Source organism: Micromonospora sp. DT46 (assembly GCF_049841735.1).
In the GTDB taxonomy this organism is placed as follows: domain Bacteria; phylum Actinomycetota; class Actinomycetes; order Mycobacteriales; family Micromonosporaceae; genus Micromonospora; species Micromonospora reichwaldensis.
In genome coordinates, this window is the sequence record NZ_JBNCKW010000004.1 from 119854 (window position 1) to 145951 (window position 26098).

Annotated in this window: 16 protein-coding genes; 8 read left to right on the top strand and 8 right to left on the bottom strand. The window is 72.4% G+C overall.

The features are described from left to right. Window positions 1-143 precede the first annotated feature (143 nt). From ACLQ20_RS12005 to ACLQ20_RS12015, 3 genes are all read right to left on the bottom strand, one after another. The gene (locus ACLQ20_RS12005; protein WP_425855465.1) at window positions 144-821 is read right to left on the bottom strand and encodes a hypothetical protein; all 678 of its coding nucleotides are present in this window, start codon (window positions 819-821) and stop codon (window positions 144-146) included. A gap of 173 nt (window positions 822-994) precedes the next feature. Next, window positions 995-1687: a hypothetical protein gene (locus ACLQ20_RS12010; RefSeq protein WP_425855466.1), complete on the bottom strand. Its 693-nt coding sequence runs from the start codon at window positions 1685-1687 to the stop codon at window positions 995-997. Then, window positions 1684-1935, bottom strand: a complete 252-nt coding sequence (locus tag ACLQ20_RS12015) for a DUF7662 domain-containing protein (RefSeq protein ID WP_425855467.1) — start codon at window positions 1933-1935, stop codon at window positions 1684-1686. The genes ACLQ20_RS12010 and ACLQ20_RS12015 overlap by 4 nt, the downstream gene beginning before the upstream one ends. A gap of 524 nt (window positions 1936-2459) precedes the next feature. Here ACLQ20_RS12015 and ACLQ20_RS12020 point away from each other — a divergent pair. Further along, window positions 2460-3080 carry a DUF6642 family protein gene (locus ACLQ20_RS12020; protein ID WP_425855468.1) on the top strand — a complete coding sequence of 207 codons (621 nt, stop codon included), beginning with the start codon at window positions 2460-2462 and terminating at the stop codon, window positions 3078-3080. 202 nt (window positions 3081-3282) lie between these two features. Here the strand turns inward: ACLQ20_RS12020 and ACLQ20_RS12025 are convergent, their stop codons facing one another. After that, window positions 3283-5103 carry a DUF262 domain-containing protein gene (locus ACLQ20_RS12025; protein ID WP_425855469.1) on the bottom strand — a complete coding sequence of 607 codons (1821 nt, stop codon included), beginning with the start codon at window positions 5101-5103 and terminating at the stop codon, window positions 3283-3285. A gap of 266 nt (window positions 5104-5369) precedes the next feature. Here ACLQ20_RS12025 and pglY point away from each other — a divergent pair, with 266 nt between their 5' ends. From pglY to ACLQ20_RS12045, 4 genes are read left to right on the top strand one after another with little or no spacing between them, the layout of a single operon-like run. Further along, the gene (pglY, locus tag ACLQ20_RS12030) at window positions 5370-9122 is read left to right on the top strand and encodes a BREX-2 system ATPase PglY (RefSeq protein ID WP_425855471.1); all 3753 of its coding nucleotides are present in this window, start codon (window positions 5370-5372) and stop codon (window positions 9120-9122) included. Next, window positions 9119-11854, top strand: a complete 2736-nt coding sequence (pglZ, locus tag ACLQ20_RS12035; protein ID WP_425855473.1) for a BREX-2 system phosphatase PglZ — start codon at window positions 9119-9121, stop codon at window positions 11852-11854. Before pglY ends, pglZ begins: the two co-directional genes overlap by 4 nt. After that, window positions 11851-13164: a BREX system ATP-binding protein BrxD gene (gene brxD / locus ACLQ20_RS12040; RefSeq protein WP_425855475.1), complete on the top strand. Its 1314-nt coding sequence runs from the start codon at window positions 11851-11853 to the stop codon at window positions 13162-13164. Before pglZ ends, brxD begins: the two co-directional genes overlap by 4 nt. 11 nt (window positions 13165-13175) lie before the next feature. Continuing rightward, a complete protein-coding gene (locus ACLQ20_RS12045) occupies window positions 13176-15305 on the top strand; it encodes a DEAD/DEAH box helicase (RefSeq protein ID WP_425855477.1) in 2130 nt (709 codons plus the stop codon). 34 nt (window positions 15306-15339) lie between these two features. Here ACLQ20_RS12045 and ACLQ20_RS12050 read toward each other — a convergent pair whose 3' ends face one another. The 4 genes from ACLQ20_RS12050 to ACLQ20_RS12065 form a co-directional block, all read right to left on the bottom strand. Beyond that, window positions 15340-16092 (bottom strand): HD domain-containing protein, encoded by a 753-nt coding sequence (locus ACLQ20_RS12050; protein ID WP_151452915.1) that lies wholly within the window; start codon window positions 16090-16092, stop codon window positions 15340-15342. A gap of 110 nt (window positions 16093-16202) precedes the next feature. Beyond that, entirely contained in the window at window positions 16203-20366 is a 4164-nt protein-coding gene (locus ACLQ20_RS12055; protein WP_425855479.1) for a SpoIIE family protein phosphatase, read from the bottom strand. Between the two features lie 425 nt (window positions 20367-20791). Further along, entirely contained in the window at window positions 20792-21493 is a 702-nt protein-coding gene (locus ACLQ20_RS12060; protein WP_425855480.1) for an alpha/beta hydrolase, read from the bottom strand. Window positions 21494-21713: 220 nt separating this feature from the next. After that, on the bottom strand, window positions 21714-22700 hold the full coding sequence (locus ACLQ20_RS12065; protein ID WP_425855482.1) for a LacI family DNA-binding transcriptional regulator: 987 nt from the start codon (window positions 22698-22700) through the stop codon (window positions 21714-21716). A 157-nt stretch (window positions 22701-22857) separates the two neighbouring features. On the opposite strand from ACLQ20_RS12065, the gene ACLQ20_RS12070 reads away from it, so the two are divergent. The 3 genes from ACLQ20_RS12070 (at window position 22858) to ACLQ20_RS12080 (ending at window position 26016) form a co-directional block, all read left to right on the top strand. Next, a complete protein-coding gene (locus ACLQ20_RS12070) occupies window positions 22858-24078 on the top strand; it encodes an MFS transporter (RefSeq protein ID WP_327028676.1) in 1221 nt (406 codons plus the stop codon). Window positions 24079-24290: 212 nt separating this feature from the next. Beyond that, entirely contained in the window at window positions 24291-24626 is a 336-nt protein-coding gene (locus tag ACLQ20_RS12075; protein ID WP_132234772.1) for a hypothetical protein, read from the top strand. A gap of 142 nt (window positions 24627-24768) precedes the next feature. After that, window positions 24769-26016 carry an MFS transporter gene (locus ACLQ20_RS12080; protein ID WP_151457128.1) on the top strand — a complete coding sequence of 416 codons (1248 nt, stop codon included), beginning with the start codon at window positions 24769-24771 and terminating at the stop codon, window positions 26014-26016. Window positions 26017-26098: the final 82 nt, after the last annotated feature.

Below are 26098 nucleotides of genomic sequence, written 5' to 3' on the forward strand. Positions count from 1 at the left end.
GATCTACATCAAGGCGCATTACCCCAGGCATTGACGGGTCGCGGCAGTCGGCTGCCGCCGTACACACGGAAGGGCTGCGAAAAGGTGGTGGAGCAGCCCTTCCGCTGGTGCGGCGGCAGCCGACGTCTCGGCTCTCTCGGTGGCTACGCGCCGGCTGCGGCCGAGTACCGATCCGCCTGCTTGCCGAGCAGGTCGGCCACTACGTCCGCGTCCGCGCTCATCAAGCCGCCAGCACCCGTCGAGATCAAGACCGGGCCGACGAGAGCGAAGCCTTGCAGCACCGTGCCGTTGTCCATCTCGATGCGGACGCCCAGACTGGCTTCGCCCGTCTCCGGTGGGTTCATCAGCGCGTACGTCACCTTCTGACCGTTCAGTGTGTCCTTGCGGCAGGTCTGCAGCACCTCCGCCAGTTTGTCGAACGACGCCTTGGCCTGAGCGGCACTGTCGTACTGCCGTAGCGTCACCACGGCGACCTCGGTGTTCAGGCCACCGCCCTTCTGGTAAGACCGGGATGCCTCGACCTTGGCGGTGTGCGGCTGCCGGTAGTTGCAGAACGTCTTGTCGCTACCGTCGTCCTCCTCGTCCGGAGCCTCGCTGTAGCCCGCCGGCATTGATTTCAGGGGCAGTAGCGCCTGAGTGAGGGCCGCCTTGTGTAGCTGCTTGTAGGTAGCCGCGGTTGGTGAAGCCGTCGGACCGGTGGTCGGCGCGGAAGCACTGGAAGTGGGAGGCGGCTCGGCTCCGCTGCCACCATCACCGCCGCAGGCAGCCAGAGTGATTGCCGCGGTGACGGCGGTCGCGAGGATCGCGACGGTACGGCTCAAGTGCATTGGAGTCCTTGCTTGTGGCGAGTGGCCGGCACAGCCTACGTCTGTCGGCCAATCTGACGAGGTTGTTGCGCCTGGACAATGATGACCGCTTGATAGGCAACTCGGGTCAGTACACGCGCGTGGGAAAGGAGCGGGAGCGGTCCGTACCCCGGTGTTCGCAGCAGGCCTCATCGACCGTGCTCCCAAACCGCCCGCTCCACGACATCCGGCTCGGTCCCGCCGCCCCAGCCATTCGCGCACTCGTGCGCCCAGGCGAGGTACTCGCCGTACTTGTCCGCGCTCCAGGGACCAAGTGGTCGCCAACTCATGCCCCGGCATCGGTTCATGCCGATCACCACGTACTGGTCCATGATCAGGGGGCGGTGGTCGCCCGCTGCCGAATCCCAGCCGAGGAAGTAGAGCAGCTTGGTGAAGAAGGATGGACCCAGCTGCTTCAGCCTGTAGTCACCGCCGTGATGGAGGGCCGCGTATGCCGCCTCAGGTCCCTCACTCCGCAAGACCTGGAGTGCCTCACCGAGGTGCCGCTCGGTGCGACCGCTGTTGAGGTCGAAAACCCTGCGCAGGCGGGCCGACCCTCGCCCGCTGGGCAGTCCGCTGCCCCATACGTACGCCCCGATCAGAATGTCGATGGCCGCGCGGCCGGTGTGTGCGGCGGCGCCCGCCTGCAGCAGGTCCCCGCGCGTGATGCGTGGCCAGCGACCGAGCCGAGGGAGGCCTTCGAACCAGGCCGGTAGGTCGAATGGCCCCGGCAACCGTCGCCGCCAGGTCTCTGGATTGAACTGGAACCCGTGGTTGAGGATGTACGTCTCGCGCGAGGGAGTTTCTCCCGCAAACGGCGCACACGCTGCCTCGCATGTCACCGCGACGCCCTCGGCTTCGGCACGAATCGCACTGCTCGGCCGGCGAGGTCGGGATGAGCCGTGAAGCCGGCGTCCCCCCAGGCCCGGCTGTGCGCATGTGTCTGGTCGCCGTTGGCCCACCATGCTTCGTACCGGTAGGCCGATGGGGGCAGTCCACCCGGCACCAACTCCGAGATTTCGTCGAGGGTGTACCGTGCCTCGCTTGTCCGCCGCCGAAGGTGATCTCGTAGCGCGTTGTACTTGGACACGTGGTCTCCAGTTCAGTGAGGCACCGGTCCTTCTCCTTCTGGTGCTCTTCGAGGCTCTGACCGGGGTCTCTGGGGCGTAGATGAAGAAGAACGACGTCAGCGGCAGCATCGTCAGGCACACCCCAGAGGGGACGCTTCACCGGTCATGCTGCTCCGGCCTCCCTGCAGGGGATCCGCGCTCACCCTGCCATGACAGCGGCTAGCGTCCGATTGTCTGCGATGGACGGTGGTCTAGCTGTCGCCAGTTCGACACTTCATATCGCCTAGTCGGCAAGAGGCGGGCCGGGTGCCCAGGCGTGAAGTAGGGAAGTACTGTCATCACACCCGGCCAGAACTTGGACAGCCGTGGACTGTCCTCACAGCCTTACCGGTAGTGGCTCACTGTCTTCGACTGGGGAAGTCGGCTCTGTGACGCAGATGGAGAAGATCCAGAACTGGCGTCGCCGAGCGCTACGGGCGGTGCCATGGCCGCCCGGGCCGCAAGGCCAGGGCGCGACCGAGAGATGTCAGGAAGGATCTTGCGAGTGGGAAAGCCCAAGGGAGTCTTCTGCGTCGAGGGTCATTGGGATCGCGACCTGACCCGGCGCCACAGCGTACGGCCGACGCTGGAATTGTTGGACGGGCTGGAGAGCCTGCGCTACATCCATCGGAACGCCGTCACTCCGGAACAACTGAAGTATCTGCTCAAAGAGTGGTCGTTGCGCAAGTATGCCGCCTTCGAGGTGGGATTCTTCGCGTTCCACGGCTCTCCCAGGAGCTTGTGGCTGTCTGACTCGCATGAGACGAGTCTCGGTGATATCGCCGGCTGGGTGGCGGGACGATGGCAGGGCAAACGGATCTACGTTGGTGGCTGCTCCGTGCTTCGCGGCTCCGATGCGTACCTTACCGACTTCCTGCACGAAACCGGCGCTTCCCTGGTGTGCGGCTTCACGAAGCAGGTTGACTGGATCGAGTCCGCCGCCTTCGAGACGGTCGTGCTGCACCGGCTTGTCAACAGCGGCAAGGTCAACAGTGTTGAGCAACTTGCCACTTCCGCTCGCTGGGCGCCATTGGCACAACACCTGGGCTTCCGGGTGGTCTATCCGAAGGGAAACAGCCCGAAGATTCCGTCGATGAGATCGCCCGGTTCTACCGTCTCCGCGTAGTTCGTGGCTGGCGGGCATCGCCACTCACTCTTCCTCGGCAACCCTCCTCGTCGCTCCCGCGCCGATGACCGCCAGCCCGACGCCGTCACCGATCAGCTGAAGCTCGTTATCCATCGCCGGCTTCTGACATGCGGACAGGGTAAAGGACATACGTATGGCGCCGACGGGCAGTGACGCCCGTCGGGGTCAAGCGGGCGTGTGATCAGGCGGAGAAGCGAGGCCAGACCATGGCTGCGAGACCGGCAAGCGTCCTACTCCGCTCGTCGACCGTTTCGACGGTCCACGTCTCGCAGTCGGCGAGGGAGGCGTTGAGTTGCAGCTTCGACTGTTGCGCGAACTCTGGCCGCTTGACGGCCCAGCTCCCATTGGACACGGAATTGTTGAAGGTCGGAGTCACGAGCGTGAGGTTGCCAATGCGGTGCAGCGCTTCGTCGCGACGTTGCGTTTCCAGGAGCTTGCCAGCCTCGTCCGTTGCGGTCGGCGGCCAGTGCTTCCGCCAATCCCGGGGCATGACGTGCTCGATCTGCAACTTCTCGTAAGAGAAGGTTGCTGGCTCAGTCTTCGGGTTGTTCTCCTGCAGGTACTGGTCGATGGCCCCTAGTACCAGCCTAATCCGCTCCTGCGTCAGGTTGCCGTAGAACCTGCGCGTGGCGAACGCCTTGACCAACTCGTCATCGTCCGGCCAGAGGGTGTCGTCCGCACCGCGTAGGACACGCACGACGGCCTCGACGAGCGAGGGGCCACCCACGGCTGTCCGTTCGGCGGCACCCTTGAGTACGTCGACGAAGACCTTGCCGTAGCCGCGCGTATTGGCGCCGACGAGTAGCCTTCTGACGACCCACGATTCCACCGCCTGGACCGCCAGTGCGTGGTCTACAGCAGACAGACTGTCGGGCGGCAGGGTGCGTAGCCACATCAACAGCGGAGTAGCCGTGGTGATGCCTAGGACGTCCAGTCGTTGGTAGGACTGCCGGAGCGATTGCGCCTCAGCCGGCTCGGCTCCGACGACGACCCGGTAGGCCCGCCCGAAGTCGTGAAGTTCCGCGAGCACGTCCACGGTTTTGCGTCCGGCGCTGTCGAGGTAGCTTCGCACCTGACCGTAGAGGTGGCTGACGCTCGCCTCGGACCGGGACACAGCGGTCAGCCATCCGGAGAGCAGGACGTCCCGCCGGCCGCGTTGGGCGTGCCCTCGCCCGACCTCTGTCTTCCACCAAGGCTCGTCGAATGGCGCCCAGTAGGTGTCGTAGATCTTCTCCAGTTCCTTCTCGTCCGACAACTCTCCACGCAGGAACAACAGATTCTTCACCAGGTCCGCTGCGGACAGGGGAGTCTGCCGGCCGTTGAGCACCTCGAAGATGACCTGGGCGTCGTCGTTGTCCTCAAGATCGATGACCACGAGCTTGAAGAGATCCAACAACGCGTCGACGAAGGTGTCCAGGCGCTCGGGCTCGGCTCCCTTCACCGCTTCCCGCGTGCGTTGGGAGAAGTAGCGCCGTGCCTGGAGGTACAGGTGGGTCCCCTGTTCGGGAAGATCGTCCGCCATGGCCACCGGCCAGACCTGCCGGTCCTTACGACGAGGCCAGAGCTTGTGCCTTTCCTCGGGCGATCCGACGATGTCTGGGTGGTTCTCCAGCAGCCGGCGCACCTGGTTCGCGCGTGGCGACCGGTGCTCAATCAGCACGTCCAACACGCCCCGCAGGACAAGCTGGACGGTGGTCAGTCGCTGTTGCCCGTCGATGACGGCGCGTAGATCAAGGCCCCCGACAGCAGCGGGCAACTGGTCACAGACGATCGCACCGAGAAAATGCGGAGGAACCTTCCTGTCCGCTTTCGCTAGCGGCTCACCGCTGGCAGCCGCCTGCTGTCGTGCCTGGAACAGGCGATCGGCGGTCTCCACGAGATCCTCGAAGAGGAGAGCCCACTGACCGTCGAGGGTCCACTCGTAGTCTCGTTGGAATGTCGGAATGACGTAACGACGATCCTGCGTGAGAACCTGCTTCAACGAGTAGGTGTTGGCATCCACCGTCGAACACGCCTTCCGAGTAGGGGCAACGCAGGAACCATGCAGCGCAGTCCCGGGGACTGGCCAGGACACAACTGCTGGAGCCGACATGGTTGCAAAGCGGCGAAGGTGGAACAAGGGGCGGAGACGGCAGTCGTGCATTTGACAGCCGCTGGTTGTCGAGCTGCGGCGGCAAGTGCCACCCGCGGTCAACCTATCGGCCGCCACGTCGAACCCTGGTCGACTCGGTGAGTGTCCTCATCGCGTTTCTCGGTACGGTATGCAGCATGTCTTCGCCCACCCCTGCGCCGCTGCTCCGGGAGTTCATCGACATCCCGGAGCGCACGAGCACGAGCGACTTCGTGCTCAAGCTCGCCGACAGCGTCGCCGACGCTGACGCCACCCTCCGCGACTACGTGGTCACGGACCGGCTGCTCGGCAACTTCGACGAGGCGCTCGGGTTGATCCGCTCCGCGGTCGAGGGGCACGCCTCGAAGGCCGCCTACCTGCACGGCTCCTTCGGCTCCGGTAAGTCGCACTTCATGGCGGTGCTGCACGCGCTGCTGCGGGGCGAGTCCGTCGCCCGGGGGCGGGACGAGTTCGCGCCGCTGGTCGCCAAGCACAGCGTCTGGCTCGACGGGCGCAAGTTCCTGCTGGTGCCGTACCACCTGCTCGACGCCCGCTCCCTGGAGCAGCGGGTGCTCGGCGGCTACGTCGACCGGGTCCGCGCGCTGCACCCCGAGGCGCCCATCCCGGCCGTGCACCGCACCGACGCGCTGCTGGACCAGGCCGCCTCGCTGCGGGAGAAGATTGGCGACAAGCAGTTCATCGACGGCCTGCCCGGCGGGGACGTCGAGGACGAGTGGGGCGAGAGCGAGACCTTCTGGACGCCCGAGCGGCTCGACCAGGCGTTCGCGGGGGCGTACTCCGACGAGCTGCGCCGCAAGCTCGTCAACGACCTGCTGACCAGCTGGAACAAGGGCTTCTTCAGCAACGCTCGGGAGGACGCCGAAGCGTTCGTCTCGCTCGACCGGGGCCTGACCGAGATCAGCCGCCACGCCAAGGAACTCGGCTACCACGGCCTGATCCTCTTCCTCGACGAGCTGATCCTCTGGCTGGCCAACTCGATCGGTGACCAGCAGTTCGTCTCCCGCGAGATCCAGAAGATCACCAACTTCGTCGAGGGCGGCGACACCCGTCGGCCCATTCCGGTGATCAGCTTCATCGCCCGGCAGCGCGACCTGCGCGAACTCGTCGGCGAGGAGGTGACGGGCGCCAACGAGCTGAGCTACCAGGACACCCTCAACCTGGCCAGCGGCCGCTTCGACGTGATCAAGCTGGAGGACCGCAACCTCCCGGAGATCGCCCGCCGCCGGCTGCTCAAACCCCGCGACACCACGGCCGGCGAGGCCATCGCCCGGGCCTTCGACGCCACCACGAAGGTACGCCGGGAGGTCTTCGACACCCTGCTCGGCACCGACTCCGGCAGCGGCGCCGACATCGACGCCTTCCGGTCGACGTACCCGTTCAGCCCCGCGTTCCTCTCCACGCTCGTGCACGTCTCCAGCGCGCTGCAGCGCTCCCGCACCGCGCTGAAGCTGATGCGCCAACTGCTGGTCGACCGTCGCGACACGCTGCGCCTCGGTCAGCTCGTGCCACTCGGCGACCTCTACGACGTGATCAGCAGCGGCGGCGACCAGCCCTTCACCGAGAAGCTCAAGGCCGAGTTCGAGATGGCCCAGAAGCTCTACGACCTGAAGCTGCGCCCCTACCTCCTCGGCCAGTACGACCTCACCGACGACGACCTCGACGCGGCCCGCCGCGGCGACCCGCAACCCGCCGAGACGACGGGCCGGGTCCGGGCCTTCACCGGCGACGACCGGCTGGTCAAGACGCTGCTGCTGGCGGCCCTCGCGCCCAGCGTGCCGGCACTGCGGAACCTCACCGCCCGGCGGCTGTCCGCGCTCAACCACGGCAGCATCACCAGCCCGATACCCGGTGGCGAGGTCGCTCAGGTCAGCCGCAAGCTCGCCGACTGGGCCGGCCGGTTCGCCGAGATCCGCATCGGCGAGGGCGACGACCCGGTCGTCTCCCTGGAACTGGTCGGCGTCGACGTCGACAGCGTGCTGGCCACCGCCAAGCACTACGACAACGAGGGCGCCCGCAAGCATCTCGTGCAGCGGCTGCTCTGGCAGCAGCTCGGCGTGCCGTGGAGCGACTCGTTCTTCGCCGAGGCCGGGCTCACCTGGCGGGGGAGCCGCCGCGCCGTCGAGCTGGTCTACGGCAACGTGCGCGACCCGCACGACATCCGCGACGAGGCGTTCCACCCGAACGACCCCACCGGCTGGCGCATGATCATCGATTACCCGTTCGACGACGGCAGCCACGGCCCCGCCGACGATCGTCAGCGGGTGCAGGAGCTGACCGGTCGGACGACCGCCCAGACGGTCTGCTGGATCCCGGCGGCGCTGACCGTCGAGCGCCGCACCGACCTGGGCAAGCTCGCCATCATCGACAAGCTGCTCGAGGGCCAGCGCTTCGACAGCCATGCCGAACACCTCAACCCCGACGACCGGCGCCGCGCGCAGGCCGCGTTGACCAACCAGCGCAGCGCCCTGATCGCCAAGATCCAGGCCGTGCTGCGGCAGGCGTACGGGCTGGCCACCAAGCAGCCCACTGACGTGCAGCTCGGCTTCGACGACCACCTGCAGTCGCTCACCCGGGCCCTCGAGCCGAAGCTGCCGATGGGTGCCACCTTCAACGACGCGCTGCGCAGCCTCGGCGACCAGATGCTCAGCCAGCAGTTCCCCGCCCACCCGGACTTCGATCCCGACCGCAAGGGTGAGGCCGTACGCCTGCCCGAGGTCAAGGTCGTCCTCGACCACGTCCGACAGGCGGTCGAGTCGCCCGAGGGGCGGGTCGAGGTGGACCGCGCCCACCGACAGACGCTGCGCCGGATCGCCAACCCGCTCGGGCTCGGCACCATGCACGAGGCCGCGTTCGTCATCGAGGGGCAGTGGGCCCAGCACTTCCACCACAAGGCCGCCGCCGAGGGGATCACGGGCGAGCTGCGGGTGGCCGACCTGCTGCGCTGGATCGACCAGCCGCAGGCGCGCGGCCTCGACCCGATCGTGGCGCAGCTCGTCGTGGCGGCCTTCGCCGAGCAGACCGACCGCGCGTTCCACCACCATGGCAGCCCACTCGTCCCGGCACCCGACCTGGGCCGGATCTCCGCCGACCACACTTTGCGCGAGGAGCGCCTGCCCGGCCAGGAGGACTGGGACACCGCTCGTGCCCACGCCGCGGCCATCTTCGGGTTCCAGCCGATCGCGTTGCGGCGGGGCCGGCTCGTGGCGATGTTCGGCCGTGACCTGATGACCCAGGCGAACCGCTACCGCGAAGCGGCGCACGGGCTCGTCGCCCGGCTCGAACAACACGCCAGGTGGCTGGGCATCGACACGGAGTCGGCCGGCGGCCGGCTCGGCACCGCCCGTGTCGCCGCCGACCTGTTGGAAGGGCTCACCGGCTCGCGTTCGGCCGTGGAGACCGTGGAGCGCCTCGCCCGTGCCGAACTCGGCGGTCCGGCCGACCGGACCGGTAAGAGCATCAAGAGCGCGGCCCAGGTGTCCGCCGATCTTGCCGCCGCCTCCTGGGACAACTTCGAGATCATCAGCGGTCTCGGCGGCACCTGGGCCGCCGAGGCGACGGCGATCCTCACCGAACTGCGCCGGGTCGGCCAGGCCGACGAGCTGACCGCCCCGCTGTCCCCGGCCCTGCGCCGGGCACAGTCCGACGCGGTGGCTCTCATCCGTCGTGTGACGCGCAGTCGGGAGCCGATCGAGGACCGGTCTCGTGAGGTCGTGAGCCGCGATCCCGGTGGTACGCGTCAGCCGGGCGACGGCGGCGGCATGGTGGTCGCCCCGAGGCGGGAGGTTGCCGTCCCGGCGGCCGACGTTGACCGGGCGGTCGAGGAGCTTCGCGCCTTCGCGGCTGACCACCCGGACGCCACGATCGAGGTGAGCTGGAGAATCGTCTCGTGACCCAGGCCCCCGCCCCCGCCCAGGCGTTGCGGATCAGCCCGGTGGCGTTGCGCCAGAAGGTGGCGCAGCAGCTCGACCGGCACCGCAACGGCGACGCGTACCCGGTGATGGTGGTGCGCGCCGAACCCGCGTGGCCGCACGACCCGACGATGCTGTTGCCCGACGGCCGTCGGGCCCGGATCGAGCCGTGTGTCTCGCCGCTCGCCGTGTGGGAGCACCTTGTCGCCGACCGCGGCGACGAGGTGCTGGTCCTGCTCACCGACATCCCGGAGTCCGTGCTGCACCACGGCGTCCGCAGCCGGATCTTCCGGGAACGGGTGCACACCGTCGAGCCGTGGGACCTCGTCGTGGACGCCTTCGGCGCGCAGTTGCCGGACCCCGCTCTGGAGCGGGAGTCGTGGGCCGGCGTGGCGTTGCTCGACGCGATGCCGACGGCGGGCTGGCCGAAGCTCGCCACCGCCGTGCTGACCCGCGACGTCGCGCTGCGGCACCTGGCCGCCGTGCGCTTGGGCCTCGACCGGCGGGGCGAGGACCCGGACGACCTCGATGTGGCCACCCTGCTGCGCTGGAGCGCCCAGCCGGGCGCGGTGGAGGCCTACGGGCTGCTGCGCGAGGAGGAGCAGGCAGGGCTGTCCCGCTGGCTCGTGGAGCAGTTCGGCCGGCCGGCGAAGGCCCTGTTCGCGCTGACCGCTGCCGGGCGAGGCCAGGAGGCACTGCCTCTCGGCCTCGTCTGCGACGCGTTGTGGAGCACCGAGAGCGCCGACGCGGTACGCGCCCAGGGCCGGGTCGACCAGTACCTCGGCAGTCTCAACGACGACGCGACGGTGCGGGGCTTCGCCGGGGCGACCGTACAGGTGGTCACCGGCCTGCTCGCCGCTCCCGAAGCGGACGTACGACGGCAGGGGCACGCCGTGCTCGACCGGGCCGAGGAACTGCTCGTCCAGTTCAACGCGGCCGGCAGCGCCGGGCACAGTTCGATCCTGCGTACCGGCTTCAACCAGCGGATCGGCGTCGCGGCCCGGGCCCTGCTCGCCGGGCTGCGCGACGCGGCGGACACCGCGCTGGAGCGGGCGGTCGGACACCTCGCCGAGCACCGGCTGGCAGCGGCGGAGACGGAGCGGATCACGCGGATCCGGATGGCGCAGCGCCTCGTGCGCTGGCTCGGCACGGACGTGGCGCCGCCCGAGAGCGTCGCGGACGGGGTGAATCGGCAGATCGCTGAGTGGGGCTGGGCCGACCTGGCGCTCCACCACGTCTGGGCCGGCGATGACGCTCACCCGGAGTTGCAGCAGGCGTTCCGACAGATCCACGATCGTGCACAGGCGCGCCGCCGCGAGCTCGACGGCGCCTTCGCCCGACGCCTCGGCGCCTGGGCGACCGCCGGGCCGGGCAACGACGGCGGGCTGCTCACCGTGGAGAACATCCTTCCGCGCGTCGTCGAGCCGCTGATCCGCGCCGACCGGTCGGTGCTGCTCGTCGTCCTCGACGGCATGAGCGCCGCCGTCGCGGTGCAGCTCGCCGACGAGATGTCCCAGCACTGGGTCGAGTACGACCCGCTGGCCCGAGCCGGCGCAGGACGCCGCCGGGGCGTCGTGGCGGCGCTGCCCACACTGACCGCCGTCTCCCGGACCTCGCTCTTCGCCGGCGCGCTGCGCAGCGGCAACCAGGAGCACGAGAAGAAGCTCTTCGCCGAGGGCCGTTGGGGCAAGGGCTCGCGGATCTTCCACAAGGGCCCGGCCCGGGGCGGCGCGGGCGAGGTGTTCGCCGGCGAGTTGGCGGCGGCGGTCGCGGGCCTGGCTCCCGTGGTCGCGGTGGTAATCAACACGGTGGACGAGTCGCTGGCGCACGGTCGGGAGGGCGGCGAGGCCGGGTGGCAGCTCGACGACGTCGGGTTCCTGCGCAGCCTGCTCGACCAGGCGCGGTCCTCCGGCCGCGCGATCCTCGTCACCAGCGACCACGGGCACGTCCTGGAACGCGGCGGCCAGCACGTCAAGGCCACCGATGCAGCCTCCGCCCGCCATCGGACCGGCCCAGGCCCGACCGCGCCGGGCGAGATCGAGCTGACCGGCCCGCGTGTGGTCGCGGATGGCAAGCGGATCATCGCGTTGTGGGACCCGCTGCTGCGCTACCGGCCCAGCAAGGCGGGTTACCACGGTGGCGCCTCGCTCGCCGAGGTCACCATTCCGCTGCTGGCCTTCCTGCTGCCGAACGTCGCCGAGCCGCCGGCCGGTTGGGCACCCGTCGAGGCTCGCCGGCCCCCGTGGTGGCAGGCGACCCCCGCCGCACCGACCGCCGCGCCCGTGACGTCGGCACCCGTGCCCAAGCCGCGCCGGAAGGCACCGACCGTCACCGGGGACGCGCTGTTCGACGTACCGGAGGCGACGACCGCGACCGCGGCGGCGCCGGCCGGCGACGGGGACCTGGTGGCGGTCCTGCTCGCCTCGGAGTTGTTCAAGGCTCAGCACAGCCTGACGCCGCGCCGGGTGGACGAGCGGAAGATCGAGGCGGCGCTGCGCGCGCTCGTCGACGCGAAGGGCGTGCTGCCGGTGGCGGTCCTCGCGCAACGTGCCGGTGAGGCACCGGTACGTGCGGGAGGATTCGTCACCACGCTGCAGCGCATCCTGAACGTCGACAACTATCCCGTCCTCTCGCAGATCGACGACAACCGGACCGTTCGGCTGGACCTGGCGCTGTTGCGGGAGCAGTTCGGGCTGCCAGGGGCGAAACCGTGACCACGGTCAGTCCGGCCCGCCGCCGGGAGGTCATCGACGCCCTGCGGCGAGGTGCCGTGCCGTCTGCCGGCCTGGACCTCTTCGCGGTGGGGCTCGACCGGTTCGGCACCGCGGTCGGTGAGGACCTCGACACCGTCGCCGCCGGTGGCTCCGTCTTCAAGGCCGTCCGAGGCGAGTACGGCTCCGGCAAGACGTTCTTCACCCGGTGGATCGCCGAACGCGCCCGGCGGGCCAACCTCGCGGCGGCGGAGGTGCAGGTCTCCGAGAACGAGACCCCGCTGCACCGGCTGGAGACGGTCTATCGTCGGCTGACGGAGCGGCTGAGCACCTCGACGTTCCCGCCGAGCGCGCTGCGGCCGGTCGTCGACGGCTGGTTCTACGCCCTCGAGGAGGACGTCCTCGCTGCCGGCGAGGTCGTCCCGGACGACGTCGACACCCTCGATCGGGCGGTAGCCGCGCTGCTCGACCAACGGCTCGCCGCCGTCAGCCGGAGCGCCCCCGCCTTCGCCGCCGCCCTGCGTGGCTACCGGCGCGCCACCCTCGACGGAGATCCGGCCACGGCCGACGCGGTGCTCGCCTGGCTCGGGGGGCAGCCACACGTCGCCGCAGCCGCCCGCCGGGTCGCCGGCGTGAAGGGAGACCTGGACCACTTCGCCGCGCTGAGCTTCCTGCAGGGGCTGCTCGCCGTGCTGCGCGACAGCGGCCATCCCGGCCTGCTGCTCGTGCTCGACGAGGTGGAGACACTGCAACGGGTCCGCTCGGACGCTCGGGACAAGGCCCTCAACGCGCTGCGGCAGCTCATCGACGAGGTGCACTCGGGACGGTTCCCCGGGCTGTACCTGATCATCACCGGCACCCCGGCCTTCTACGAGGGACCGCAGGGCGTGCAGCGGCTCGCGCCACTGGCACAGCGGCTCGCCGTCGACTTCGCCACCGACGCCCGGTTCGACAACCCGCGCGCCGTGCAGATCCGGCTGCCCGGCTTCACCGTCGACTCCCTGATCGAGCTGGGCGGACGGGTCCGCGACCTGTACGCGGACGGGTCGGCGGCCCCGGACCAGGTGCGCCGCCTCGTCGACGACGGGTACCTCGGCGACCTGGCACGCGCGGTCGCTGGCGGACTGGGTGGCAAGGTGGGGGTGGCGCCGCGCCTGTTCCTCAAGAAGCTGGTGGGGGAGGTGCTCGACCGGGTGGACCAGTTCCCCGAGTTCGACCCCCGGCAGCACTACGCGCCGACCCTGACCACCACCGAGATGACCGACGTCGAGCGCAACGCGAGCAGCGCTGACGCGGTCGCGCTTGAACTGTAGGGCCGTCTGCGATGACGAGTGGTGCCGAGCTGCTGCATCCGGTCGTGCTGCACCACGTGGTCAACACGCTGCAGTGGCCGGCGCTGCGGCCGTTGCAGGACGCGGCCGTGAAGCCGCTCCTGTCTGGCGAGGACGCCCTGCTCCTCGCGCCCACCGCCGGCGGCAAGACCGAGGCGGCGGTGTTTCCGCTGCTGTCCCGGATGGCACAGGAGAACTGGTCGGGCACCTCCGTGCTCTACGTGTGTCCGCTGAAGGCCCTGCTCAACAACCTCCTGCCCCGACTGGGGACCTACACCGGCTGGCTGGGCCGCCGTGCCGCGCTCTGGCACGGCGACGTGACGATGGGACGGCGCCGCACGATCCTCCGCGAACGTCCCGACGTCCTGCTCACCACGCCCGAATCGTTGGAGTCGATGCTGGTCAGCGCCGCCGTGGACCACGACGAGTTCTTCGGGCAGCTCCGGGCGATCGTGGTCGACGAGGTGCACGCGTTCGCCGGGGACGACCGGGGCTGGCACCTGCTGGCCGTCCTGGAACGCCTTTCCCGGGTGGCGGGTCGCCCGGTCCAGCGAGTCGGCCTTTCCGCGACGGTGGGGAATCCCGACGAACTGCTGGACTGGCTGCAGGGTGCCGGCCGTGACCAGCGTCCGGCGCGGGTGGTGGCACCGGGCATCGGCACGGCTGGCGTCACGACAGCGGCATCGCCCCCCGCCGGTGAGATCGAGTTGGACTACGTCGGGTCCGTGCACAATGCGGCCAAGGTGATCGCGGCCCTGCACCGGGGCGAGAAGCGGCTGGTGTTCTGTGACTCCCGCGCGCTGGTCGAGGAACTCGGCCAGCGGCTGCGGGCGCTCGACGTGACGACGTTCCTCTCCCACGCCTCGCTCTCCGTGGACGAGCGCCGGCGGGCCGAGGAGGCGTTCGCGCAGGAGCGGGACTGCGTGATCGTGGCCACCAGCACGCTCGAGCTGGGCATCGACGTGGGGGACCTGGACCGGGTCATCCAGATCGACGCCCCGCGTACCGTCGCCGCCTTCCTGCAGCGGATCGGCCGGACCGGCCGGCGGCCCGGCAGCAGCCGGAACTGCCTCTTCCTGGCGCTCGACGGGGAGGGACTGCTGCACGCCGCCGGGCTGCTCCACCTCTGGTCCCAGGGCTGGGTCGAGGCGGTCGTGCCACCACCCGAGCCACGGCACATCGTGGCTCAGCAGATGCTGGCACTGTCGCTCCAACGGCACCGCGTCGGCGACCAGGTGTGGCCGGGGGAGTGGAACGGACTGGCGCCCTTCGACAGGAGCGCCGAGGTGATCGTGCGGCACCTCGTCGACCGCGGCTACCTCGACGTCGACTCCGGGATGCTATTCATCGGGCCGGAGGCGGAGCTGCGGTTCGGTCGACGGCACTTCATGGACATGCTGGCGGTGTTCACCGCCCCGCCGCAGTTCACCGTGCTCTCCGGTCGCACCGAGATCGGCCGGACAGATCCGTCGCTGCTAACCGCGAAGGTCCAAGGCCCTCGACTGTTGCTGCTCGCTGGGCGGAGTTGGCGGGTCACCTACATCGACTGGAAGCGGCGTCGCTGCTTCGTGGAGCCCGCCGAGGGCGGCGGCAAGGCGCTCTGGATGACCGGTGGCTCTCCGCAGGGGCTGTCGTACCGGATGGTCCGGGCGATGCGCGACGTGCTCCTCGGCGCCGACCCGCCGGTCGCCCTCACCGCCCGGGCCAGCACCAGGCTCGCCCAGTTGCGGGAGGAGGCCACGCCCCTCGTCCATCCCGGCGGCACGGTCGTCGTCCGCGACGGCGACGGCGAGACGAAGTGGTGGACGTGGGCCGGGTTCCGGGCCAACGCCACCCTGATCGCCACGCTCAGCGAGATCGTCGACCCGACCCAGCGGTACGACGACGCCTCGGTTCGGCTGCGACCCGACGTCGACCGGGACATGGTGCGGGCGGCACTGACCGATGCCGCCGAGCGGCTCTGCCTCCCGGACGTCACCGAGAAGGCCCTCGTCGGGCTCAAGTTCAGCGCCGCGCTGCCCGAACGGCTGGCGGTGGCGACCCTGGCCGCGCGGATGGCTGACCTGCCGGCGGCACGCGAGGTGCTCGCCGAACCGACCCGGACCGTCCACCTCCCGGGCTGATGCGGATCGGGACCAGGGATATGGGCGGGCGTCGTCAGTTCGGGTGGGGTGGTTCGTCGAGGATGGCGCTGAAGCGTTCCTCGGCCAGGTCGAGCTGACCGAGGATGTGCTCCTTCACCGGCGCCGACAGGGGAGTGTCCGGCCGGGTGACGAGGTCGCGGTAGACCGGCACGAGCGGCCGGTACTTGCGGGCCGACGAGGTCACCTTCGGGCCGACGGTGTGGATGACGCCCACCCCGTTGTCCGTGAAGTCGGAGATCTTGATGACCCGCGCCCACGGCTCCCGGTCCAGGCTGGCCGCCACGTGCTCCCGGTACTGGACGTGCTTGTCGCGTCCCGGGTCGTACGCCGGATTGGTGACCGCGCCGACCAGGCGGGCCACCCGCGGCCCGAACCGCTCCGCGAGCACCGCCAGGGCTGCGGCGGTGGCGTCCTCGCCGTCGTGCGCCCCGGCACGTTCGCCTCCGGACGCGGCGGCCAGCTCGTCGGGGTGGTCCTCCACCGCGTCGTGCAGCAGGCCGGCGACGATCACGTCGACGTCGCGGACCTGGTAGTGGTGCATCATCCGGATCGCCACCCGCAGCAGGTGGTTCAGGTAGGGCTCGCGTACCCGCCGGTCGTCGCGGTGCAGCTCGGCGGCCAGGTCCAGGGCCTCGGTGAGCCGTTCCCGGGCGGCCTCGTCGAACGCGCGCAGCTCCAGCCGGAACCGGGCCAGCAGGCCGGGCTCGCCGTGGATCTCGGTGATCGCGTGCATCGGCATGGTGGCCAGGTAGGCGGGAAACTCCATCCGCCACTTATAGCCGATCTTCACCCTTCCGGGGGTCCCTGCCGTCGCCCACCCGACGCCGGCAACCTCGGCCGAACGCCACCGCGGCGTCCGGTCAGGGTGGCAGCCCGTCAGGTGCCGGAGACGCGCTTGACCAGGCGTACGGTGGTGCCGTCGGCGCTGCCGGCGACGGTGGCCTCGTCCATCAACCGAGTCATGATCAGCCGGCCCCGGCCGCGCTCGCTGTCGTCGGGGCTCGCGTCCCGCCACCCGCCCGTGTCGCTGACCACCATCTCCAGCCGGTCGGCGCGCAGCCGCCCCCGGACGGTGACGGACGCGTCCGGGGCGAAGCGGTAGCCGTGCTCGATCGCGTTGGCGCACGCCTCGCCGGCCGCGATCAGCACCGCGTCGACGTCGGTCTCGCCGATGCCGAGGCCGGTCAGCCACTCCCGCAGCGCCTCCCGCGTCGGCGCGAGCTGCCCCGGGTCGGCGGTCAGCGCCGCAGCGAAGACCGCCGGCTCCCGATGCCGGTAGACCAGCACCGCCACGTCGTCGTTGCGGGTGTCGGGCAGCAGGTCCCGGACCATCCGGTCGGCCAGCGCGCCCTCGGGCAGTTCGCGGCCCTGGGTGAGCGCGGCGACCGCCCGGGAGATGCCGGCGTCGATCAGTTCCCGCCGTCGCTCGATCAGCCCGTCCGTGTAGAGCAGCAGCGTCGAACCGGGTCGCAGCTGCGCCCCGGCCTCGGGCCGGCCGGGCACCGCGACGCTGGCCAGCGGCACCGAGCCGGCGCGGGTCAGCAGGTCGGCGGAGCCGTCCGGGTGCACCAGGATGCCCGGCGGGTGGCCCGCCGAGGAGTAGCGGAGCACGCCCAGCGAGCGGTCGATGATGGCGCAGAAGACGGTGGTGCAGGCGCCGCCGGGCACCATCCGGGCGAAGTCGTCCAGCGCGGACAGCACCTCGGCGGGGCTCTTGGCCTGCAGGAGCAGGGCACGCGAGGCGCTGCGCAGCTGCCCCATCACGGTGGCGGCGGGCAGGCCGCGCCCCACCACGTCGCCCACCACCACGCCGACGAGGTCGCCGGGAAGCTGGACCACGTCGTACCAGTCGCCGCCCACCTCGAGCGGCGCCACCGCCGGCTGGTAGCGGGTCGCGAACCCGGCCGGCAGGTCGACCGGGCCGAGCATCGCCCGCTGCATGGCCAGGGCCACCGTCCGCTGCGTCTCGAAGGCCCGTGCGCGAACCAGCGCCTGGGCCAGCGCCGCGCAGAGCTGTCGTACGAGCGGCAGGTCCACCGTCTGCACCGACCGGGGCGGGTCCAGCTCCAGCCACACCCCGCCGGGTGCCCCGCCCGGCTCGACACGTGCCCCGAGCGCGGTCACCCGGCCCGCGTCGTCAACGACCAGCTGCGGCTCGCCCTCGGTGGGCAGCCCGTCGAGCGCCCGCTGCACCTGCGGGGTCAACGTCAGGCCCTGGGTCACCACCAACGGCGTGCCGGCGGCGTCGGCGCAGACCGCCAGGCCGCGGGTGCCGTCCAGCAGGGTGCACAGCTCGGACAGGCCGGCGTCGAGCACCTCGGCCACGTCGGTGGCGCGGGCGAGCCGGCCGGAGAGCGCGGCCAGGGCGGACTGCCGGGCGGCGGCGCGGACGTCGGCGGTCACGTCGCGCAGGGTGGCGACCCAGAGGCGGCGGCCGGTACGCGGCTCCCGCAGCGAGTTGTAGACCGCCTCGGCCCAGATCCGGTGCCCGTCGGCGTGCCGCAGCGGCAGGGTGACCCGGCCCCGGCCGGAGCCCCGCGCGGTGCGCAGCACGTCGATCAGCAGGCGCCGGTCGGCGGGCGCGGCGTCGGCCTCCGGCCACCACGGGTGCGGCGGCGCGACCGGCGCCGCCAGCTGGGCGGTGCCGACCAGGCGGCAGAACGCCTCGTTCGCCTCGACCAGCGCGCCGTCGGCGTCGACCACGGCGAACGCGTCCTGCAACGACTCGATCAGGGCCGCCCGCCAGGTCGCCTCCTCGTTGCGCAACCGGGCCAGCTCCAGGTGCGCGCCGACCCGGGCCAGCAGCTCCTCCGACGAGAAGGGCTTGGCCAGGTAGTCGTCGGCCCCGGTCCGCAACCCCTCCACCGCGGCCTCCCCGCCGGCGCGGGCGGAGAGCACGATGATCGGCAGCCCGGCGGTACGCCGGTCGGCGCGCAGCGCCCGGACCAGCCCGAAACCGTCCAGGCGGGGCATCATCACGTCGGTCAGCACCAGATCGGGCACCCGCTCGGCGATCCGGTCGAGCGCCTCTTGGCCGTCGGCCGCGACGACCACCCGGTGATGGGGTGCGAGCAGGCTCGCGAGGAACGCGCGCAGGTCGGCGTTGTCGTCCACCACCAGCACCGTCGCGGCGTCCCGGGCGGCGTCGTCGGTGGCGTCCGCCTGGGTGGGCGCGGCCTCCGGCAGCCAGTGCAGGGCCTCGGCGACGTACGTCTCGTGGGCCCGCTCGCGGCGCGTGGCCGTGGCGGTGGGCCGGCCGTACGGCAGGCGGACGGTGAACGTCGAGCCCTCGCCCTCGACCGAGCGCACGCTGACCTCGCCGCCGTGCAGGTGGACCATCTCCTGCACCAGCGCCAACCCGATACCGGTGCCCTCGTGCGACCGGCCGCCGGCGCCGCGTACGCGGTGGAAGCGGTGGAACAGCAGCGGCTGCTGGTCGGCGGGGACGCCGACGCCGGTGTCGTCGACGGTCAGCGTGACGTGCGCGTCGTCGCCCCGCAGCCGCAGCCGCACCGCGCCGGCCAGGGTGTACTTCAGGGCGTTGGAGAGCAGGTTGACGACCACCTTCTCCCACATGTCGCGGTCCACGTACGCGGTGCGTGGCAGCGCCTCGACGTCGACGCGGTAGCTCAGCTCGGCCTGGCGCATCGCGTACGCGAACGACTCGGCGACCCCGGCGGTGAGTGCCGGCAGGTCGGTCTCCACCCGTTCGGGGTCCAGCCGGCCGCCCTCCAGGCGGGCGAAGTCGAGCATGTCGTCGACCAGCTTGCGCAGCCGGCCGGTGTTGCGGTGCACCAGCTCCAGGCGCTCGCGCTGGCCCGCAGGAAGCGGCTCGTGCCGGTCGGCGAGGCTCTCCCGGACGGGTCCGGCGATCAGCGTCAGCGGGGTGCGCAGCTCGTGGCTGACGTCGGTGAAGAACTCCGTCTTCGCCGCGTCCAGCTCGGCCAGCGCGGCGGCGCGACGCCGCTGTGCCTCGTACGCCAGCACGTCGCCCAGCGCCGTCGAGACCCGGTTGGCCACCAGGTCGAGGAAGCCCCGGTACGCCTCGTCCAGGTCGCGGAAGGGGCTGATGCCGACGACCAGCACGCCGGCCGGGTGGGTCTGTCCGGTGGCCAGCAGGGGCAGCACCACGACCTCGTCCACGGGCACCCCGACGACCTCCCCGGCCCCGGCGCGGGGGTCGCCGGGCAGGGCCACTCCCCGGACCCGTGCGGGGCGGCCGGTGCGCGCCACCTCGTCGATCTGCGGCAGCCACCCGGTCCCCGCGGCGGTGTCGTCGGCCACGCCGACCGAGGCGGCCAGGACCAGTTCGTCGTCGGACTCCCGACTGCCGCCCGGCCCGGGGCCGGTGAGGTGGCTGCCGTCGTCCGGCGTCACACCCCCGGGACGTAGGTAGATCATCGCGGCGGGCAGGTCGGCCGGGCTGCCGGTGAGGACCCGGGCCGCCGCCCGGACGGCGTCGCGGGTGGTGTCCGCCGCCGCGATCGAGATCGAGCCCAGCTCGCGCAGCGTCTCCAGCCGCCGGTCACCCAGCACCCGGGCCGTGACGTCCGTGGTGGCCACGAAGACGCCGGGAACCCGGCCGTGCCCGGCGCGTACGGGGCTGTAGGAGAAGGTCCAGTACGTCTCCTCGAGGTAGCCGTGCCGGTTGAGCAGGAGCAGTTGGTTCTGCGCGTAGGTGGCGCCGCGGCCGGCGAGCACGTGGTCGGTGAGCGGGCCCAGTTCGTCCCAGACCTCCGCCCAGCACCGCGCGCCCGGCTGGCCGATCGCGGCCGGGTACTTGTCGCCGAGCACCGGGGTGTACGCGTGGTTGAAGATCTGCACCAGCTCGGTGCCCCACCACAGCAGCATCGGGATCTTCGACGGCAACACCGTGCGCACCGCCGCGCACAGCTCCGACGGCCAGGTCTCCACCGGGCCCAGGGCGGTGGCGGCCCAGTCGGTGGCCCGGTGCGCGACGCTGGTCGGGTCGTCGCCGGCGAAGAGGTCGTCGACGGACGCCCCGGCGCCCGCCGGTCCGACGCGCTGCTTCGAATCCACGTCCCGGCCCCCTGTCCCCGCGCTGGTCCCCGGGTCGCAAGCAGCCGCCGTGTCCTGCCCCTCATCGTCCCGCCGGAGTCACTTTCCCCAACCGGTCACGCCCGAACCGTTAATCGACGTGACCCGACCCGCACCCCGACCCGCGGCCCGACCCCCACCCCGACCGGCACCCCAATCGGCGGCCCGCCGAGCGACTCCACGCCCGATCCCCGCCGTCGCCCCGTCGCCCGCCGCCGCCCCATCGCCCCGCCGCCGCCCCATCGTCGATCATGCAGTCGTGGTGCCCCGCGAATGCCGCATAACACCCCACATTGCCCACCAGAACTGCATGATCGGCAGCGGCAGCGGCAGCGGCAGCGGCAGCGGCAGTGGCAGCGGCAGTGGCAGCGGGAGCGGGGGCGGCAGCGGCAGCGGGCGGGGTGGGGTCAGGTGGTCAGCCAGGTGGTGGCGCGGGTGCGGATGGGGGCGGGGATCTCGTGGGGGCCCGGGAACTCGTCGTAGGTGACGTCGTAGCCGAGCGAGCGCAGGCGGGGGACCAGGCGATGGCTGCACACGTCCACCGGCAGGACGGGGTCCCGCGTGCCGTGCGAGACGTAGACCCGGGGCCGGCCGTGGGTCACCAGCGGCGCGGCGAAGCCGGGGGAGAAGGCCAGCACCGCGTCGACCAGGTCGCCGTTGGTCAGGCCCAGGGAGAGGGCGTACGAGGCGCCGTCGGAGAACCCGCCGAACGCCACCCGCGCCACGGGGTAGCCGGCGAAGGCCATGGCCAGCAGGCCGTCGATGCGCCGTACGTCCGTGCCGAAGCCCTCGCCGCCGATCAGGTCCCAGCTGCTCGCCACCGACTGCGGGGCGACCAGCAGCAGCCGGTGCGCGTCGGCTTCCGGTAGCAGCAGGTCCAGCCCCTGCCGGGCCGAGCCGCCGGCCCCGTGCAGGAGCAGCACCAGCCGGTACGGCGGCCCGTCGACCGGCTCGGGGGCGTACACCATCGCCAGCGCGGCGCCCCGCGGGTCGGTCAGCGACGCCAGCCCGGCGGCGGCCAGGGCGGTCGGCGGCGCCGGACGTGCGGCGAGCCGGCCGTGCCGGGGGTTCTCCGCCGGCTGCCGGTGCGGGGGCGCGGGCTCGGTCACCGGATCACCGCTCCTCGTCCTGGGCGGGCATGCGCCGGCGGTTACCCGCCAGCCCGACGCGCAATCCCACCGGCGCGTCCCGTCATGGGCGTGATCAGCGAGCGGCGCGACCGGCCGCGGGCGTGCTCGGCGAGCGGTGCGGCCCGCCACCGGGCGGTCGGCGAGGGGCGCGGTCGTCCATCGGCGGGTCCCGCCGGCGCGGTTGCGGCCGGGGGCCGGCTCATCCGCTGACGCGGCGGACCAGCCGGGACGGGAACATCGTCGCCGGCGGCACCGGTCGCCCGCCCAGCACGGCCGTCGCCGCCGCCGTGGCGATCTGCGTCACCGGATGCGTCGCCGTGGTCAGTGCGGGGGTGGTCATCGCGGCGAGCGGGATGTCGTCGAAGCCGGTGACCGCGACGTCCCCGGGCACCTGGACGCCGTCGCCGCGCAGCCGGTCGATCACCCCGAGCGCGGTCGCGTCGCTGCTGCCGACGATCGCGTCCGTGTCCGGCCAGCGCTCCAGCACCTCCCGGGCCGCCGCCCGGCCGCGGTCCGCGCTGAAGTCGCCCGGCACCAGCCGCTCCGGCAGGGCGGCGTCGCGCACGATCCGCCGGTACGCGCCGACCGACCGGCCGGCGCAGGACAGCCAGCGAGGCCCGGTCACCATGGCGATGCGGCGGCGCCCGGTGGCGTACAGGTGCCGGACGACGGCCTCGGTGCCGCCGCCGTTGTCCACGTCGAAGGCCGGGACGAGGGCGGAGCCGATGCCGATCGAGGCCACCCGACCGCGCAGCCTCGCCGGGATCGCGTCCAGCACCCCCTCGGTGGTGTTGATCAGGACGACCCCGCCGACGCTGCGGTCCCCGGCCAGCCGGCGCACCTCGCCCGGCGACCGGGCGGGCAGCCAGTGCAGCGCCACCCCGAGTCCGTGCGGCGCGCAGACCCGGGCGCACGCGCCGAGCACCCGGTGGACGTACGGGTCGTCGAGGACCGTCGCGGCGGTGCCGGTCACCGCCACCACCAGCCGGAACCCGGTGCCCTGGACGAGCGCGCGGGCGGCCGGGTTCGGCGCGTAGCCGAGCCGGTCGGCGGCGACGTTCACCCGCTCGCGGGTGGCGGGGGAGGCGTAGCCGGTGCCGGCGATCACCCGCGAGGCGGTGGCCCGGGAGACGCCCGCCGCCCGGGCGACGTCCTCCACGGTCGGTGGTCGGTGTGTCGTCGCCATTCCGGTCCTCCCCGTTGTCGGCCGTCGCGGCGTGGACGGTCGACCGAATCATCCCCCTCCGGCGCGTCCACGGTAAGGGGTGGGACCGGGTTGTCCTGAGAGCGCTCTCAGGTGTGGGATCGGGGCGGTAGACCACCCGAGGCGAGAGGACCGCCACGTGAGCCGCACCGTCGCCCCGCCCGTCGTGCCGCGCCCGGCCGTGCCCCGGGCGGTGCTGGCCGCCCGTACCGGCGTGGCCGTGGTCTTCGCGCTCAACGGCCTGGCCGTGGCCACCTGGTTCTCCCGGGTGCCCGCCGCCCGGGACGCGCTCGGGCTCAGCGCGGGCCGGCTCGGGCTGCTGCTGCTGGCCATGTCCGTCGGCGCGCTGCTCGCGATGCCCACCGCCGGCCTGGTGGCCCAGCGGCTCGGGGCGGCCCGCACGGTCGCGCTCTCCACCACGCTCCTCGCGGCCGGGCTGACGGTGACCGGGGTCGCCGCCGTGGCCGGCTCCCTGGCCGGGGTCGCGGTGGGCCTGTGTGCCCTCGGCTACGGCTCCGGCCTCTGCGACGTGGCGATGAACGTCGAGGGCGCGGCGGTCGAGCGGCGGCTGGGGCGTACGGTCATGCCCCGCTTCCACGCGGCGTGGAGCCTCGGGTCCGTGGCCGGGGCCGGGCTCGGCGCCGGGGCGGCCCGCCTCGGCGTGCCGGTCGCCGTGCACCTCGCCGCGCTGGCCGCGGTGGTGCTGCTCGGCACGCTGCTGGCCGTCCGGTCGTTCCTGCCGGTGGCCGAGAGCGGCACCGCCTCCGCGTCGGCCGCTCCGGCCGAGCGTCGCCGCGAACTGCTCGCCGCCTGGCGGGAGCCCCGCACCCTGCTCGTCGGCCTGCTGGTGCTGGTGTCGGCGTTCGCCGAGGGCAGCGCCAGCGACTGGCTGGCGGTCGCCTTCATCGACGGCCACGGCCTCAGCGAGGCGGCCGGGGCCGCGGTCTTCGGCGTCTTCGTCGTCGGCATGACCCTGGGCCGCACGGCAGGCACCGTCGCACTGGACCGGTGGGGTCGGGTGCCCGTCCTGTCCACCACGATCCTGCTCGCCACGCTCGGCGCGGGCGTCGCGGTGCTCGCCGACTCCGGGCCGGTGGCGATCGCCGGCGTCGCGCTCTGGGGGCTCGGCGCGTCGCTGGGCTTCCCGGTGGGGATGAGCGCGGCGGCCGACGACGAGCGGCGGGCGCCGGCCCGGGTCAGCGTGGTCGCCGTGATCGGCTACACGGCGTTCCTCGCCGGCCCCCCGCTGCTCGGCCTGCTCGGCGACCGGGTCGGCACCCTGCGGGCCCTGCTCGTCGTGCCACTGTTGCTGCTGCCCACCCTCGCCCTGGTGCCGGCCACCCGCCCTCCGGCCCGCTGAGCCGCCACCCCCCTTGCCGGCCCGCTGAGCCGCCACCCCCCTTGCCGGCCCGCTGAGCGGCCACCCGCCCGCCGGCCCGTGCTCGTCCGTCGTCCCACAGAGGGCGCGCCCGGGGCGACGACCGGGCGCGCGCAGGTGGCTCCCAGGTAGTGCGCAGGCGGTTGCCAGGTGACGGTGCTGCACTGGGGAGACGCCGAGGAGAGGAGCCGGGCATGGGCTGGTTCAACCGGCGGCCGCGCGCCGCCGACGCGACCCCGACGAAGCTCGACCGCGAGGCGACCCGGGAGGACCTGGCCGCGCTGGAGGCGTTCGTGGCCAGCCGCCGGGGCGTGGAGTTCTACCTGGAACCGGAGACCACGGCAACCGACACCACCGTGGTCGCCATCGCTCACGACGGCGAGTGGATCCGCCGTCGTACCGGCTCGCCGCGCGCCGCCGGCTCCATCGCCCGCAAGCACGCGGTGCCGCTGTACGAGGCCGCCCGCACCGGCTACCCGGAGCGGATGCGGGCGTGGAACCGGGCCCACCCGGAGCGTCACGCCCGCTGACCGGCCGGGACGTCACGCCGCTGACCCGCCGGGACGCCACGCCCCCTCGACCGGTGCGCCCGGGACCACTCCGGCCCGCTGCCCGCTGCTCGCCGGCAGGCACGGGGCCGCTCCGTCGGATCCGGCGCGGTAAGGTGCCCTGATGGCTGATCGGTCCCGGTCGCTAGGACGTCCCTTCTGGACGTTCTGGACCGCCGCGGCGCTGGCCAACCTGGGCGACGGCATCCGGGTGGCCGCCTTCCCGCTGCTCGCCGCCGCGCTGAGCGACAACCCGGTGGCGGTGGCCGCAGTGGCTGCGGCGCAGTTCCTGCCGTGGCTGGTCACCGGCCTGCTGGCCGGCGTGCTGGCGGACCGTCGGGCGGCCCGTGCACTGATCGCCGCCGCCGACGCCAGCCGCGTCGTGGTGCTGGCGGCGGTGGCCGTGGCCGTGGCAACGGGCCTGGCCTCGGTCGCGCTCGTGGTCGCCGCCGCCTTCCTGCTCGGTGTCGGCGAGACCCTGCGCGACACCGCCGCCCAGACCGCGATCCCCCGTCTGGTGGACGACGCGCAGCTGGAGCGGGCCAACGGCCGCCTGGTGGCGGGTGAGATCGTGGGCAACGAGTTCGTCGGCCCGCCGGTCGGGGCGATGCTGTTCGTCGTCGGCGCGGCGCTGCCCTTCGCCGTCAACGGCGCCTCGCTCGCGCTGGCCGTCATGCTCGTGCTGTCCCTGCCGCTGAGCCTGGCCCGCCCTGGCCCGGGACGGTCCGGCGCCGACGCGGACGGGCGGAGCGTCACCGCCGCCCCGGCCAGGCGCGGGGCGCTCGCCGGGCTGCGCTGGCTGGTACGGCAACCCGTGCTCCGTACGCTCGTGGTCGTCGGCGCGGCAGTCGCCGCCGCGGACAGCGCCTGGTTCGCGATCTTCGTGCTGTACGCGCGGCAGAGCCTCGGTCTCGGCGCGCTCGGCTTCGGCCTGCTGCTGGCGACCGGCGCGGCCGGCGGGCTCGCCGGCTCACTCGTCGCCGACCGGCTGATCGGCCGGTTCCGGCACCGTCGCGTGCTGGCCTGGTCAATGGCGGTCACGGCCGGGACACCGGCCCTCCTGGCCGTCGCGCCGCACCGGATCGCCGCGGTGGTCGTCGTCGTCGTCACCAGCGCGTCGTTCGCGGTCCTCAACGTGGCCGCGCTGTCGGTCCGGCAACGCCTCGTGCCCGGCGACCTGCTCGGTCGGGTGGTCGCCGCCTCCCGGATGCTCTCCTACGGCTGCACCGCGCTCGGGGCACTCGCCGGTGGGGCGCTGGCCGCCGGCCTGGGCATGCGGGCACCCTTCCTGTTCAGCGCGACGGTGGCGGTCGCCGCGACCGCCGCCTGGTGCGTCGCGTCCCGCCCCACCGCGCCGCCCGACTTGGCCTGACGGGGAGGCCGTCCGCCGTCAGGCGCGCTTCGCCGGGCTGCGCCCGGGGGTGTGGAGACGGTCGACGGTCCGCGACGGGGCA

Excerpts from the sequence above, each read along its gene's own strand:
- pglY (WP_425855471.1), top strand. The coding sequence starts at position 5,370 with ATGTCTTCGCCCACCCCTGCGCCGCTGCTCCGGGAGTTCATCGACATC.
- ACLQ20_RS12045 (WP_425855477.1), top strand. The coding sequence starts at position 13,176 with ATGACGAGTGGTGCCGAGCTGCTGCATCCGGTCGTGCTGCACCACGTG.
- ACLQ20_RS12050 (WP_151452915.1), bottom strand. The coding sequence starts at position 16,092 with ATGGAGTTTCCCGCCTACCTGGCCACCATGCCGATGCACGCGATCACC.
- ACLQ20_RS12065 (WP_425855482.1), bottom strand. The coding sequence starts at position 22,700 with ATGGCGACGACACACCGACCACCGACCGTGGAGGACGTCGCCCGGGCG.
- ACLQ20_RS12075 (WP_132234772.1), top strand. The coding sequence starts at position 24,291 with ATGGGCTGGTTCAACCGGCGGCCGCGCGCCGCCGACGCGACCCCGACG.
- ACLQ20_RS12080 (WP_151457128.1), top strand. The coding sequence starts at position 24,769 with ATGGCTGATCGGTCCCGGTCGCTAGGACGTCCCTTCTGGACGTTCTGG.